At 43.3% G+C, this 14,475-nt stretch carries 14 protein-coding genes and 1 pseudogene; 6 read left to right on the forward strand and 9 right to left on the reverse strand.

Annotated features, from left to right (window positions below):
* Positions 1-1,120 (forward strand): glycoside hydrolase family 38 C-terminal domain-containing protein (locus CDG77_RS01745; RefSeq protein ID WP_190233886.1); only part of this gene is annotated, 1,120 nt, incomplete at its 5' end.
* Positions 1,121-1,200: 80 nt separating this feature from the next.
* On the opposite strand, the gene psbN is transcribed toward CDG77_RS01745, so the two are convergent.
* The gene (gene psbN / locus CDG77_RS01750) at positions 1,201-1,332 is read right to left on the reverse strand and encodes a photosystem II reaction center protein PsbN (protein ID WP_012410654.1); all 132 of its coding nucleotides are present in this window, start codon (positions 1,330-1,332) and stop codon (positions 1,201-1,203) included.
* 85 nt (positions 1,333-1,417) lie between these two features.
* Between psbN and psbH the strand changes: the two genes are divergently transcribed.
* The 4 genes from psbH (at position 1,418) to CDG77_RS01770 (ending at position 4,095) form a co-directional block, all read left to right on the forward strand.
* Positions 1,418-1,621 (forward strand): photosystem II reaction center phosphoprotein PsbH, encoded by a 204-nt coding sequence (gene psbH, locus CDG77_RS01755; protein ID WP_094327589.1) that lies wholly within the window; start codon positions 1,418-1,420, stop codon positions 1,619-1,621.
* 150 nt (positions 1,622-1,771) lie between these two features.
* Entirely contained in the window at positions 1,772-2,044 is a 273-nt protein-coding gene (locus CDG77_RS01760; RefSeq protein WP_094327590.1) for a TatA/E family twin arginine-targeting protein translocase, read from the forward strand.
* A gap of 33 nt (positions 2,045-2,077) precedes the next feature.
* On the forward strand, positions 2,078-2,719 hold the full coding sequence (pth, locus tag CDG77_RS01765) for an aminoacyl-tRNA hydrolase (RefSeq protein WP_094327591.1): 642 nt from the start codon (positions 2,078-2,080) through the stop codon (positions 2,717-2,719).
* A 533-nt stretch (positions 2,720-3,252) separates the two neighbouring features.
* Positions 3,253-4,095 carry an SPFH domain-containing protein gene (locus tag CDG77_RS01770; RefSeq protein WP_094327592.1) on the forward strand — a complete coding sequence of 281 codons (843 nt, stop codon included), beginning with the start codon at positions 3,253-3,255 and terminating at the stop codon, positions 4,093-4,095.
* 3 nt (positions 4,096-4,098) lie between these two features.
* Here the strand turns inward: CDG77_RS01770 and folP are convergent, their stop codons facing one another.
* Both folP and tpiA read right to left on the reverse strand, forming a co-directional pair.
* A complete protein-coding gene (gene folP, locus CDG77_RS01775) occupies positions 4,099-4,953 on the reverse strand; it encodes a dihydropteroate synthase (protein ID WP_094327593.1) in 855 nt (284 codons plus the stop codon).
* Positions 4,954-5,005: 52 nt separating this feature from the next.
* Entirely contained in the window at positions 5,006-5,737 is a 732-nt protein-coding gene (tpiA, locus tag CDG77_RS01780) for a triose-phosphate isomerase (protein WP_094327673.1), read from the reverse strand.
* A gap of 190 nt (positions 5,738-5,927) precedes the next feature.
* Here tpiA and CDG77_RS01785 point away from each other — a divergent pair, with 190 nt between their 5' ends.
* Positions 5,928-7,409 (forward strand): GTP-binding protein, encoded by a 1,482-nt coding sequence (locus CDG77_RS01785; protein WP_094327594.1) that lies wholly within the window; start codon positions 5,928-5,930, stop codon positions 7,407-7,409.
* Positions 7,410-7,476: 67 nt separating this feature from the next.
* Here CDG77_RS01785 and CDG77_RS01790 read toward each other — a convergent pair whose 3' ends face one another.
* The 6 genes and pseudogenes from CDG77_RS01790 to CDG77_RS01810 form a co-directional block, all read right to left on the reverse strand.
* Positions 7,477-9,111: a mucoidy inhibitor MuiA family protein gene (locus CDG77_RS01790; protein ID WP_094327595.1), complete on the reverse strand. Its 1,635-nt coding sequence runs from the start codon at positions 9,109-9,111 to the stop codon at positions 7,477-7,479.
* A gap of 103 nt (positions 9,112-9,214) precedes the next feature.
* Positions 9,215-10,156, reverse strand: a complete 942-nt coding sequence (locus CDG77_RS01795) for a LysR family transcriptional regulator (protein ID WP_094327596.1) — start codon at positions 10,154-10,156, stop codon at positions 9,215-9,217.
* A gap of 457 nt (positions 10,157-10,613) precedes the next feature.
* Positions 10,614-11,408, reverse strand: a complete 795-nt coding sequence (locus tag CDG77_RS01800; RefSeq protein ID WP_094327597.1) for a BMC domain-containing protein — start codon at positions 11,406-11,408, stop codon at positions 10,614-10,616.
* Between the two features lie 56 nt (positions 11,409-11,464).
* Positions 11,465-12,238 carry a transferase gene (locus CDG77_RS01805; protein ID WP_094327598.1) on the reverse strand — a complete coding sequence of 258 codons (774 nt, stop codon included), beginning with the start codon at positions 12,236-12,238 and terminating at the stop codon, positions 11,465-11,467.
* A 156-nt stretch (positions 12,239-12,394) separates the two neighbouring features.
* Positions 12,395-12,652: a ribulose bisphosphate carboxylase small subunit gene (locus tag CDG77_RS39020; RefSeq protein WP_442946409.1), complete on the reverse strand. Its 258-nt coding sequence runs from the start codon at positions 12,650-12,652 to the stop codon at positions 12,395-12,397.
* A 96-nt stretch (positions 12,653-12,748) separates the two neighbouring features.
* A pseudogene (locus tag CDG77_RS01810) lies at positions 12,749-14,410 on the reverse strand (ribulose bisphosphate carboxylase small subunit); the annotation flags it as partial.
* Positions 14,411-14,475 lie beyond the last annotated feature (65 nt).

A 14,475-nucleotide genomic window follows, 5' to 3' on the forward strand; every position in this document is an offset into this window, starting at 1 on the left:
CTCATCCCCCTCATCCCCTCCATCCCTCCCAGACTGGATTTTAGAAAATGAATTCTTGCGAGTTGTTATAGATCCTGATACTGGAGATTTATCAAGTGTTTTTGATAAAACTTATCAACGAGAAGTTTTAAGTGGGGCGGGGAATCAACTACAAGCTTTTAAAGACAGTGGTCAATATTGGGATGCATGGAATATAGACCCCAATTACGCCCAACATCCCTTACCCTCAACAAATCTTCAATCTATTCAGTGGTTAGAACAAGGCCCAGTACAAAGTCGTGTGCGCGTGGTGCGTCAGTTGGGTGAATCGGAATTTTGCCAAGACTATATTCTGCAAGTTGGTTCATCTCTGCTAAATATAGCTACTACTGTAGATTGGCAAGAAAATCATGTATTGGTGAAAGCTGCTTTTCCTTTCAATATCGAAGCAGATTTTGCTACTTATGAAATTCCCTGTAGTGCGATTCGCCGCCCAACTAAACCCCAAACCCCCGCAGAACAAGCAAAATGGGAAGTCCCGGCTTTGCGTTGGGCTGATTTGACGGGAGAAACACACAACGGTATTCACGGAGTTAGTTTGCTGAATGATTGTAAATACGGTTACGACAGCAAACCAAATCAACTCCGCCTAACGCTGCTACGCAGTCCTAATTGGCCAGATTCAGAGGCTGATAAAGGTTTTCACGAGTTTACATATACTTTGTATCCTCATACTGGTAGCTGGGAATCAGCCCATACAGTACGGCGTGGCTATGAATTGAATATACCGTTGCAAGTGATATTGAATCTTGTTAATGAAAACCTACCTAAAAATCCTCCCCTCTCTGTCGGTAAAGATGGGTTGGGGGTGAGTTTCCTAGATTTATCAGCCGAAAATTTAATCTTGATGGCCTTGAAGCCATCTGAGGATGACCCACAACAGTTAATTCTGCGGTGTTATGAATGCCACGGAGAAACAGCCGAGTTATCTATGCAAAGTGATTTAGGGTTGAATCTAGGAGATACAGTAGATTTGTTAGAGCGTTCCTCTACTACTGAATTCTCATCTCAGCAACAAATCTTAACAATACAGCCTTGGAAAATCGCCAGTTTCAAGGTAAGACCAGCGATTAATCCCTGACTGAAGTAAGGCATTATTGCTGTGTCAGTGGCTAGTAGTGGTTTTCTAAAGACCACAAACCAACGACCAATGACCAATTTTTAATCTTCGTGATCGTCAAATGGATCGTTCAATTCCTTGCTAGGAGGGCCAAAGGAGGTATAAATTGAAATTCCGGTGATGGCAACCACCACGGCGGCCATAGAAATGCTAAGAACTATTGCGGGTTCCATAATTGAGGGATAGATGATGAGTGCTATTCTTATAGAATATTACAGAAGATTAAAAAAAGCTTTGGCAAGTAATATTAGGTGAAGTATGGCACAAAGGACTAGGTTGGGAGATATCCTGAAACCACTTAACTCTGAGTATGGAAAAGTGGCTCCAGGTTGGGGTACTACCCCTGTGATGGCTGTTTTTATGGCGCTATTTTTTGTGTTTTTGCTGATTATTCTGCAACTTTACAATAGATCGCTGTTAGTTCAGGATGTAAATGTCGATTGGCGGAGTTTAGGACGCTAACGGATACACCGCTATCGAGTTTGGATAACAAGTTAAGTTACACCCGGTTCCTCCGGGTTTTTTTGTGAATGGTCAGTGCATACTAACTATTGAGTAGACTACATAATATATGAGTTTCTGTAGTGGTTCTATAGTTGACAGGAGACAAAAATGAATATATTTGGTATTGGTCTGCCGGAAATGGGTGTAATTATGATAGTAGCGCTGTTAATCTTTGGGCCAAAGAAGCTACCAGAAATTGGCCGGAGTGTGGGCAAAACAATTCGTAGTTTTCAAGAAGCTTCTAAAGAGTTTCAAAGTGAGTTTCAAAAAGAAGCAGAACAGTTAGAAGAAGCTGTCAAGACTACTGCTGAATTGGAACCTAAGCAAATCTACCCTGCTAAATCTGAGCAGGATACCACTAGTTCTTCTCAACCTAGTTAGGAGACTGCTTGATATCAATTGACTGTAGGTAAAATGACAGAAGCTGTTAAGCAACCAGCTTTGGTGATTCCCCAGCTAATTGTCGGGTTGGGGAATCCAGAAAGCAAGTACGACCAAACCCGCCATAATATCGGCTTTGCTGCTGTAGAAACTCTCTCCCGTTCTTGGCGCATTTCTTTAGCTGAAAACCGCAAGTTTCAGGGTGAGTATGGCGAGGGAATAGCCCCAGGTGGAGGTAAGATTCGCTTACTAAAGCCGTTAACTTATATGAATCGCTCAGGACAGTCAATTCAAGCGGTGACAAGTTGGTATAAATTGCCGCCTGAGTCAGTGCTGATAATTTATGACGATATGGATTTGCCCTTGGGAAAAACTCGGCTGCGCTTATCTGGTTCGGCTGGGGGACATAACGGCATGAAAAGTGCGATCGCACATCTGAGTACCCAAAACTTTCCCCGTTTGCGAATCGGTATTGGTAAACCCAAAGGTGCAGCTAATAACGATAATTCTGATACTGTCTCCCACGTTCTGGGGCGATTTTCTGCCGCCGAAAATCAGCAGATGTCTCTTGTACTTCAGTTCGTGGTTGAGTGTATTGAACTAAGCCTCAAGCAGGGAGTAGAAAAGGCGATGAATGTTTGTAATAGCCGCACCATTAATAATTCTGAGTCTTAGGGGTAAGTTTGTTAAAGGCACTTATTTTGGTTGATGGATAGCGATTTTAGCTTGCTCCATCCAACCTAAATAAAGCCCTTAACGGACTTCCAAATAAAAAAATACTCAACTACTTATTGTGGGGTGGGCATCTTGCCCGCCTAAGATGCCCACCCCACAAGATTGGATAATTATAGGAGTTTTTAAATTACTAGTAAATTTTACCTTAAGTTAACTGAAGTTATGGGAATATACTGAATGTCAGTCCAGCCTGTCTGAAGATGTCAGTACAAGTAATGTTGATTACATGAAGTAGTCCTTGCCAGGGTGCGATCGAGGTGCTTTAATAGCGATGTCTGACGACAAGAAGCAAGAGCTTCTACGCATTCCGCAAAATAGTTTTACTTACAAAATATGTACAATACGCGCAGCGACTCGACATCGCTGCTAGCGTTCATAAAATTACAGACTCAAAACATTAAACTCTAAAGATATGACAAGCTAGTAGCATATCTTTGATACTAAATTCTCCCAAAAGCTGAATAGGAGCATACATGGAGCCAATTATTGCTATAGTTTTAGCCCTTATAGGTTATGCATTAGGTTCTGCGAAACTGATTAATCAAGGAAATGAAGCCTTAGTCGAACGCTTGGGGCGGTATCATCGCAAACTGAAACCAGGGTTGAACTTTATTGTTCCCTTGGTAGATCAGATTGTGATGGAAGATACTACACGAGAGCAATTTTTAGACATCAAACCTCAGAATGTGATCACCCAAGATAATATTTACGTAGAGGTGGATGCTATTGTCTACTGGCGGATTCGAGATATTGAGAAAAGCTTTTATGCGATTGAGGATCTGCAAGGGGCATTGACACAGGTAACTACAACCACGCTCCGAGAAATCATTGCCCAAAACACCCTAGAGCAGACCAATGTCTCCAGATCGGAGATGGACACAGCTATCTTAGACCAGTTGAATAATATAACGTCAGATTGGGGAGTTGATATTCTCCGATTAGATATTCAGAGTATTACACTACCTGAGAGTGTACGAAAGTCTAGGGAAGAGGAGCAAGCCGCCGTAATTAAAAAACGGGCACTGATTACCGAAGCAGAAGGGGAAAAGGAAGCTGCTATTAAAAAAGCAGAAGGAACTATGGCTTCAGTGCAAATCATTTCTCAAGCTCTCCGTTCCAATCCTGATAGTAGGGATATTTTGCGGTATCTTGTCGCTCAAGATTACGTAGATGCTAGCCAAAAACTTGGTGAGAGTGCTAATGCCAAAATTGTCTTTGTAGACCCAGCTAACTCAAGTGAAATGTTTCAGGAGTTGATAGCCGAGTCGATTGTTACAGAGGGTCACGGCAAAAAATCCGAAAACGGCAATACTTAAGAATTAGACTATGTTGCTTGTATTAAATAATGCATCGGCTACTAATGACACATCGCGCATTTCTTGAACATCGTGAACCCGGAGGATATCAGCACCATTAAAAATAGCAGCACAACAAGCTGCTGCCGTTCCCCAAACTCGTGCTTTGGGATCTGGTTGATTTAAAATGCGACCAATGAAACTTTTACGGGATGCTCCTACCAAGATAGGACAGTTGAGTGTTGTTAGCGATCGCAAGCCGCGAAAAATTTCTAAATTTTGCTCATAGTTCTTAGCAAAACCAACACCAGGATCGATAATAATTTTATCTCGGTCAATGCCCGCAGCAGTTGCTACCTCAATTTGCCGAGCCAAAAAACTACAAATTTCACCGAGCAAATCTTGATAATCAGTTTGTTGTTGCATCGTCTGTGGTGTCCCCCGGATGTGCATCAAAATAATCGGCACACCCAACTCTGCCACTGTCGGCAACATTTCTGAGTCAAAAGTGCCGCCAGAAATATCATTAATAATATCCGCTCCAGCTTTTACAGATGCTCTGGCTACAGCAGCACGGGTTGTATCTACAGAAATCGGGACTGAAATTTCTGGTCTTAGCACCTGTAACACCGATAACACCCGATGGAGTTCCTCCGCCAGAGTTATTTGCTTTGCCCCTGGTCGAGTTGATTGACCGCCCACATCGATAATGTCAGCACCAGCCGCTACCAATGCTTGCGCCTGTACTAAAGCGGCAGAAGTAGTGTTAAACTCACCCCCATCACTAAAGCTATCAGGCGTTACATTCAAAATGCCCATCAAATAAGTTCGCTGTCCCCACACGAAACAGCGTTCTCGCATTATCAAGTTGCTTGGCATAAATCTACATTAGGCATTCCCATGCAGAGCATGGGAACGAAAAGAAGGCACATTACACTAAGTGAAAATTCACAATCCGAGCAAAACTCTCAGCTTCTAAACTCGCTCCTCCCACTAAAACACCATCAATTTCTGGTTGAGCCATGATTTCATCAATATTATTTGGCTTAACTGAGCCACCATATTGAATTGATACATTTTGATTACTCAACTGGCTCCGAATTAAGCCAATTATCCGATTAGCTTCCACCGCTTCACAAGTTTCACCAGTGCCGATTGCCCAAATTGGCTCGTAGGCAATTACCAAGTTATTCTGATCGATATCTACCAAACCTTTGTCAAGTTGGAGAGCAATCAATGATTCGGTTTCTCCCGCATCTCGTTGTTGTTTAGTTTCGCCAACACAGAGAATTGGGGTCAAACCAAACCTTTGAGCAGTTCGGAGGCGCAGATTAACAGTTGCATCCGTCTCACCAAAGTATTGCCGTCGTTCGCTGTGACCGACAATCACAAAGCGCACACCACTTTCTGTCAGCATTGGGCCAGAAATTTCACCCGTATAGGCTCCAAATTCTTCCCAATGGATGTTTTGTGCCCCCAGTTGGATGAGGCTACCGTGCAAAGTTTTGGACAAAACACTTAAATCAGTGAAAGGAGGGCACAATATAACTTCTCGCCCTTGGGGGGTTTCCTCTAAGTGGGGCAGAAATCCTTGTAAAAACTCCTGGGTTTCTGCCTGGGTTTTGAACATTTTCCAGTTGCCGGCAATAACGATTTTCCGCACAGGTAATTTAGTCAAGATTCTAACGTGCTATTTAGATGCATTTTTCAGTTTATGACTTTTTGTTAGCCATTAGTCATTAGTCTATTGGTCATTGGTCAAGAGTTATTCTTCTCTGCTCTACAAACCCCTGTTGAAAATAACTAGGATAAGAGACGGGGCTAATCAAATAAATCCCAAATCTCAAATTGATATGACTTCGCCATTACCCGTGCCTGAACCTCATCAAAGCGATTCCGCTAACACTGAAGCAAATTCTCCTAGTTGGGAGGAAGAACTGGATAGTGCCATTTTCAGTTTTGAAGACATTCAGACAGAACTCAACTATAAACAAGCACAAACGGCGCTGCGAAACTTGGTAGCCAATCTCGACCTCACCCCCCAAGAAAAAACTGGATTGGAAACGGAAATTGCTGATTTGGAAACCATGCTAGGGAAGTTAGACCGGATGGTGGTGCAGATTGCGACTTTTGGCATGGTGGGACGTGGTAAGTCTTCGCTACTCAATTCTTTGGTTGGACAAACAGTGTTTGAAACTGGGCCGCTGCACGGTGTCACCCGGACTGCACAAACAGTTAATTGGAGTATTAGTGAGGAAGCGATTGGAGAAAGTGAACGGGCTTTGCGGGTTACTCTCCCTGGTGTAGGTCAATCGCAGGTAGAATTAATTGATACTCCTGGGTTAGATGAAGTAGATGGTGCAACCCGTGCTGCATTAGCTGAACAGATTGCAAAACTTGCGGATTTGATTTTGTTTGTGATTTCTGGCGATATGACAAAGCTAGAATACGCCGCCCTTTCTCAATTGCGGGAAGCTGGTAAACCGATAATTTTGGTGTTTAACAAAGTAGACCAGTATCCAGAAGCAGACCGGATGGCTATTTATCACAAAATCCGGGATGAAAGGGTGCGGGAATTACTCACACCTTTAGAAATTGTCATGGCTGCGGCATCGCCATTGGTGAAGACAGCAATTCGTCGCCCTGATGGGACTAGGGGCATACAGCTACGTACAGGGAATGCCCAAGTTGAAGAACTGAAGCTGAAAATCTTGGAGATTCTGCATCGTGAGGGTAAAGCCTTGGTTGCTCTTAATACCATGCTTTATGCCGATGTTGTAAATGAGCAGTTAATCGAGCGAAAACTGATGATTCGGGAACAGAATGCTAATCAGTTGATTTGGAAGGCTGTGATGACTAAGGCATTAGCGATCGCACTTAATCCTGTAACTGTGGTAGATATTCTTAGTAGTGTAGTTATTGATATTGCTCTAATTTTGGGTTTATCTAAGCTCTATGGCTTCTCTATGACCGAAGCCGGCGCTGTCCAACTGCTACAAAAAATCGCCCTGAGTATGGGCGGAATCGGTGCTAGTGAACTACTGGCAAATTTGGGCTTGAGTGGATTGAAAACTTTACTTGGGATCTCTGCAACAGCTACAGCAGGTCTTGCCCTTGGCCCTTATATATCGGTGGCGCTGACCCAAGCGGGAGTCGCAGGTGTTTCTTCTTACGGGATTGGACAAGTTACCAAAGTTTATTTAGCCAACGGCGCGACTTGGGGGCCTGATGGGCCGAAAGCAGTCATTAATCGAATTTTGGCAAACCTGGATGAAACTTCAATCCTCAACCGGATTAAAGACGAATTGCTTTACAAGGTAAAACTCAGAAAGTGATGTATATAAGTGCGGGATATAGAATTTATTCTGACTCCTGAATTCTGTTTCGATAAAATAAAAATTTCTAAATATCTAATCCAACAACCATTAACTCAGGTGGATGTTCAACATTAAACTGGTAATATATCTCTCGTCGCTCTTGGGGTGGAAGAGTTAACTGCCATTCTAAAATCCCCATTTCACCAAGTTGAATTTGTGGGTTACTACGGCTGAGGCGCACTTTAATTTGCTCGTTGCGGCTAACTGGCAATTGTTCAGTTACCTTCAGATTTACTTCTTTATCGAGTAAATTAGTAATTATCAACCGATAACTATAAGTAATCCGGCGTTGGTTGCTAATCAATCTTTTGTCTACCAGACGTTCAACTAAATCGCGCTCAATTTTCAAACCTTCATCCATCCCTAAATTGAGTTTGAATTCTTGTCCTGGTGCAATATTTTCTAACTGAGTTGTCCCAATAAAAACATTGTTGCGGAAAATATTCGCTTTCCCTGGTAACAAAGTTGCACCATTGGGATTATTTTTCACATTTGCTTGCAGATAAGCAAAACTTACCAAACGCGGCATTGCTACATAATCAAAGTTACAAGGATAGTCATCATTAAAAATTGTCGTTTTATGAGGTGCGCCATCACTAGGAATGTTACCGCCACCATTCAATTTAAAGGTAACTACACTCCCTTCTTTGGATACTTCTGCTGTAACAGTTTCTGCTTGGATAAGAACATCCTCTGCACCTTCGTCTTCTCCTTGCCAATCTGTTCTGGCAACAGAAGCAGGTGGTTCTGGTATGGTAGGTAGCAGTGGTCGCTGTTGTGTAGACAATTGTCGCTGTCGTAACATTTGTGGACGTGGCGCATCAATATACCAAGGTTCAAGTTTAGGTGGAAGTGTACCTAATCCCGGTTTAGCGGTAGAAAGGGTGAGATTTGCACCAATCCAATCTTCGCCACTGCTTTGAGTGATTTCTGCAAGGTAGCCCAGATGCACAATATCGCTAGTCGTGCTAAAGCGCAAGTCATAAAGCGGAGTCCAACTGGCGCGATTTACTATGTAAGACACCTCTAATTCAAATTCGCCTTCACCCGCTACTTCAACTCCTACAACTATGCTCAAACTTTCTTTGGGATGGGGTGTTTGGATTTTTTGCAATGAGGCGCGGAGTGCTTGCAGTTCTTTATCTAATTCCTGCTGTTGGGTTTTGCACTCTCCAGATGCGATCGCATATTCACTATACTGGCTTCCAAGAAAGTTCAAAAAATCCAAAGTTTCGCTCAGACTAAGATTTTTCCGAGACAAACTTTGTGCAAAGGGTTCTTCTGTTTTTTCACGTAACCCGGCGATAAAACTAGACTGCAATGCTAAAGCATCGACTTGTGCTTGTAGGTGGCGTTTTTCCGCTTCTAGCTGCTCAATTTGCCTTGTCAAATGTGCGACTCGCTCTACTACTGGTTCAGTGGTGTAAATGCGATCGCTACTTACTCCTATCAAACGCACTGCCACTGTCCCTGTACCACTAACCCTGACAGACTCGGTTTCTAGAGTCTCTGGCACTGAAGTAATTACTAATTCCTGTTCAATTCCTGTTAAATCAACTACACCCCGTCGTGTAACCAATGCTCTGTCAGCATACACTGTAACAGCTACAATCTCGCTTGGTACTGTTTTGCGCCAAGATGGTGTTTCCGGGTTAACCACTGCCAGTCTTCCCCCATATTTAATTGATTCTGCTGGTTAATTGTCAATGGTTCCCGGTCTAACAGTCAACCCCTTTGGGTAATTCGTAATTCGTAATTCGTAATTACTCTCTAATTGGTTCAAACGTACTATTAGGAGGATCGGTGTTTTGATCTACAAAATTCCTTGCAGCAGTGAGGAGATAATCATAATAGGTACGAGCGACGATAGATAGCTGCTTTCCACCTGGGTAAACCATGTACCAATGTCGCTGAATGGGAAAGTGTTGGACATCTAAAATGCTAAAATCTGAAGCGTCTAATAGTAAAGTATGACGAGATAAAACCGAAATTCCTAAACCACCTGCGATCGCTTGTTTAATTGCTTCGTTACTTCCCAATTCCAGTTTTACTTTTACTGTCACCCCTTGTTCTTCAAATAGGCTTTGGACGGCACGACGAGTTCCTGAACCAGGTTCTCGCATAATAAAAGGTTCGTTAGACAGGCGTTGGATCGGAATATTTTTTTCCTTGGATAACGGATGATTAACTGGTGCAAAGACTATCAAAGGATTTTCTAAAAATGCCTCACAATTCACATCCATATTGTCTGGAACTTGACTCATAATATACAAGTCGTCCAGATTCTGACTCATCCGTTCCAAAATTTGTTCGTGATTCGTTACTTGTAGAGAAATATCAATCCCTGGATAAAGTTCGCAAAACGGCCCTAATAAACGTGGGATAAAATATTTTGCTGTTGTAATTACTGCCAAGCGTAATTGTCCCTGTTTTAGCCCTTTTAAATCTGCCACCTTCATTTCATACTGGGCTATATTTCCAAAAATCTGCCGACAAGTGGCAAATAATTCTCGTCCCGCCTCTGTGAGATATAACCGCTTCCCCACTTGCTCAAATAATGGCAACCCTACCGATTTTGTGAGTTGCTTGATTTGCATAGAAACGGTAGGTTGGGTGAGAAACAATTCCTCAGCAGCGCGAGTAAAGCTACTGTGCCGGGCCGCCGCCTCGAATACCTTTAACTGGTGCAGCGTCGCTTGCTTCAAAGGTGCTTCTCCTGTAAATAGCTATTCATCGATATAAAACTAGTATTACTGAACAGTTACAAATGCTATAGGAATCATATTTGATTTTTGAAAAAAATTAGATATTGTAGGGTGTGTTAGAACGCAGTTCGTAACGCACCATCATCAAGAGTTTGGTGCCGTACTCTCCCTGCTAACACAACGCCAGTGACGCTACGCACAGTCGCTACCGCTCAAGTCGGGAAACCCGCTTACACGACTGGCTCCCCTACGGATCTTTTCTCCAAATCAAATACTAGTCCTATATAGCAATACTCATAGAAAGCTACGAATTCTATTATATATAAAACTCTATTATTTCTATTAGAATAAAGGTATTTTGTTTATGGATTTAAGAAGCTATTATCAGAACAACAAGAAAAGCGTAAGATTCCTTCCACTTCCTGATGAATGATGATTTTCTCAAATTCATCTATCATCATTCATCATTCCATAATTCTTCGGCAATTTTTGTCGGGAGCTTGGTTAAATCTGGTAATCTTAGTACCTCAATTTCGGCAACCTGTTCTTTCTCTTTAATATTCACTGGTAAGTTTAACGGTTGGTGTTTTTCTATCCAGCAGCTTGCTAATGGTAAGGTTTGCTCCATTTCATCTAGCGGTCGGGGAATTACCATCACTGCATTTAATTCTCCAATGCGTTCTGCCTCAAACATTCCCGCTTCCACTGCTACCGCCACATTTGCTACCGAACCGCGAATAATGGCTGTACACAAACCCGCACCAATTTTTTCATAAGCTGCTAAATGAACATCGGCAGCTTTAAGCATGGCATCACACGCACCTACCATCGCTGGAAATCCTCGCGTTTCTACTAAACCAATTGCTTGATTACTCAGACGGCTGTAATTGCCCTCCTCCATCAATTTAGTGAAACGGGTTGTGATGGGAAGCACTATATCTAAATTAGGATAAGGTCGGGGAATTACCAAGCTAGAAATCAACTGACCAAACTGTTCAGCCGTTTGGACACCAGATTCTACCGCCAGACGCACGTCAGCAATTCCACCCCGGACGATCGCAGTACAATGACCACTACCAATTTTTTCATACCCAACTAGGTGAACTCCTGCTGATTTCAGCATCATATCCGCCGTCCCAACGATCGCGGGAAAGCTGCGGGTAGAAACTAAACCCAAAGCAGTGTCCTGAAAGGTTTCATAACTACTCGCTCCCTGGATGGAATTCATAGACCGTTGATTAGATGTTTCCATGTGAACTTTCCCAGATAATCATAAAGCCGACAACTTACAATTAACACTTACTCAGACTAATCGTCAGAGTTTGGGTCCCTCAAGGATTGTCTATGGGGAAACAATGTAGTCAACAGTCTGCTTATGCTCCCTTGTCCATAAATTTGAGTGCCGAAACCGTTAGCGGATTCTGTAGTTAGCTGATTGGGGTCTGAGTCATGTTTTATAGACTCTTGGATGGGTTCTGGTAAGGGGGGTTCAGCATCCTTGGCTGGTTCTTCCACGGGAGGAGGCTGGCTTTCTGGAGTGGCGGAAGATTTAAAATAAGAAATCGACTTATTTTGTTTGAAATCCACAAAAGCCGCAGCTGAGAAGTTAGTTGAGGAAGTTACCTTTTCCTTAACTCCCCCTGAGCTATTTTCCTCTTCCTTCTGGGGTGGCGTACTTGTAGCGGTGACGTTATTAGCAGATGGTTCAGGCTGATTTGTTTGAGCAATTTGCCGACTGGTGTCTCCTAAAATCGAACCAGGTGCAACTACTTGTCCTGGTTCAACAGAATAGTTAAAAATTGTTGTTGCGGAACCAATACAAGCATTTGCTCCAATTTTGCCCTTGCCAACCATCAAAAAACCGGCTCCTAGGTTTGCCCCCGCTTCTACCTCTAAGGTTCCTTCATGGACTTGGAGTATTGCTCCCAGTCCAATACAGACCCCTGCCCCAATGACGATCTTGCTGTTTTCAGCCGCTTGGAGGATGACCCCAGGTGCAAGTACTGCGCTTGGATGAATAGTCACCTCACCACTAATGTAAGAATCAAAGTTATTGCTGAGGCGCAGTGACAGCAAAGACATGAAAAATTTAACCTCAGAAGCCGGAAGAAAATAAAGAGTTAGGAGTTGGTGAGAAATTGGGAGTTAGAAGTTATGAGTTAGAAGTGTGGGAATTTTTAAGATTAGAGTTTTGATTCAAAGCTTATTCTTAACTCCTAATTCCTAACTCCTAATTCCTTAAGGTCGTTGAATAATCGTTTCCAATACCCGACGCTTGGCTTTGGGGTCAATACCAATTAAGCGCACATATTCTCCCTGGTATTCGCCGAGGTGTCCTTCTACGGCTGCGATCGCTTCTCTTTCTGAGGAGGCTTGAATTTGACCAGTACTAGTCCACGAACCAGTCCGAAACCGCCGTTGGTCTACGTGTTCAATGCTAATTTTTGAGCCACTAGCCAATAATTGCCGGAGTTGATCTACTACTTCAGTACTCAACCGGTTACTGGTAGCTGTAGCTGTAGCTGTTGCTGTTGCCGAGTGTGTACTGCTAGTAAATGATTTTTCACTACCAGAGGAGGCTACTTGACTATTTGGACGTTGAATAATTGTCTCTAATACCCGCCGTTTGGCTTTGGGGTCAATACCAATTAAGCGTACATATTCCCCTTGGTATTCGCCGAGGTGTTTTTCTACGGCTGCGATCGCTTCTCTTTCTGAGGAGGCTTGAATTTGACCGGTACTAGTCCACGAACCAGTCCGGAAGCGGCGCTCATCTACGTGTTCAATGCTAATTTTATAACCACCAGCCAATAATTGCCGTAGTTGATCTACTACTTCAGTACTCAACCGGTTACTGGTAGCTGTTGCCGCAGCCCTCCCAGAGCCTCCACTGCTGCTAGTAAATGATGATTTTTGACTACCAGAGGTAGCTACTTGACCATTTGGACGTTGAATAATGGTTTCTAATACCCGGCGTTTGGCTTTGGTGTCAATACCGATTAAACGTACATACTCACCTGGATGGCTTTCTATACATTCTTCCAAGGCAGAGATTACTTGATTGGTGGAAGTTGCATCAATTGGCTTGCAACTAGTCCAGGAACCAGTACGGAAGCGGCGCTCATCTACGTGTTCTACGCCAATTTTGTAACCACTTGCCAAAAGTTGACGGATTTGGTCTAGAGTTTCGCCATTGACTTTGCCACTGCCAGAACTGCTACCGTTACCATTACCATTGCTGTAGCTGCCATTGCTATGACTACTATTAGGAGCTTTAAAACTGGTAGCTGGTTTAGCATCACCATCGGGGCGTTGGATGATGGTTTCTAACACCCGTCGTCTACCTTTGTCAATCCCAAACAGTCGGACATACTCGCCGCTATGGTCTGTTACACAGCTTTCTAATGCTGCGATCGCTTCACCAAGGGATCTCGGTTCAATTGGTTGGCAGCTAGTCCAAGAACCCGTGCGGAACCGTCTTTGGTCTACGTGTTCTGTACCAATCTTATATCCTTGTTCCAATAGATAGCGTAACTGCTCTATTGTTTCTGCACCCAAGCTATTGCTCGCCACTTCACTACTCCTTTCCAACTCTAAAACAGTAATACCACTACCTGTATAAGATTTAGCGTTCTCATCCCGAATGGGTGCTATACATTTGCTATCCGCAGCACAAAGATAACCAGCCCGTAGCGCCTGATTAATCCCAACCACATGATGAGCAAATTCCTTATCCTGATCTTGCACATCTGGCAAGCGGTCAGCTTGCTGCTGGCTAGTAATTATCGCTCCCGAAGGCACATACTTCCCTGGGGGAATTTCTACGTCTTGAATCAAAGCGTGCATCATCACGATGCAACCTGCGCCTACCCTGGCATTAAACACTGTAGAGCGAAAGCCAATGAAGGAATTGTCCCCTACATAAGCTGGCCCATGAATTAAAGCCATGTGGGTAATGCAAGTATTTTTACCTACCCATACCGAGTATTTCTCTTGGTCATCGCCAATTACTCGACCTTGCTCTAACCCATGAATAACTACACCATCTTGAATATTGGTGTTTTCACCAAGATAAAAAGGTGTGCCTTCATCCGCTCTAATCGTAGTCCCCGGAGCAACGATTACATTTGCACCTATTCGTACATCCCCAATCACATTGGAGAATGAGTGTACAAAAGCAGTTTGATGGATTTTGGGTTCAGCTAAATTCCTTGACCACGGAGTTGGGGGTGCTGCCGTGCTGCGGACTGCCATTGCGAGATTCCTCCTATATTGTCATTAGTCATTTGTTTGTTGTCATTTGTCCTTTGTTATTCACT

It is taken from the genome of Nostoc sp. 'Peltigera membranacea cyanobiont' 213, from assembly GCF_002245975.1.
Classification (GTDB): Bacteria; Cyanobacteriota; Cyanobacteriia; order Cyanobacteriales; family Nostocaceae; genus Nostoc.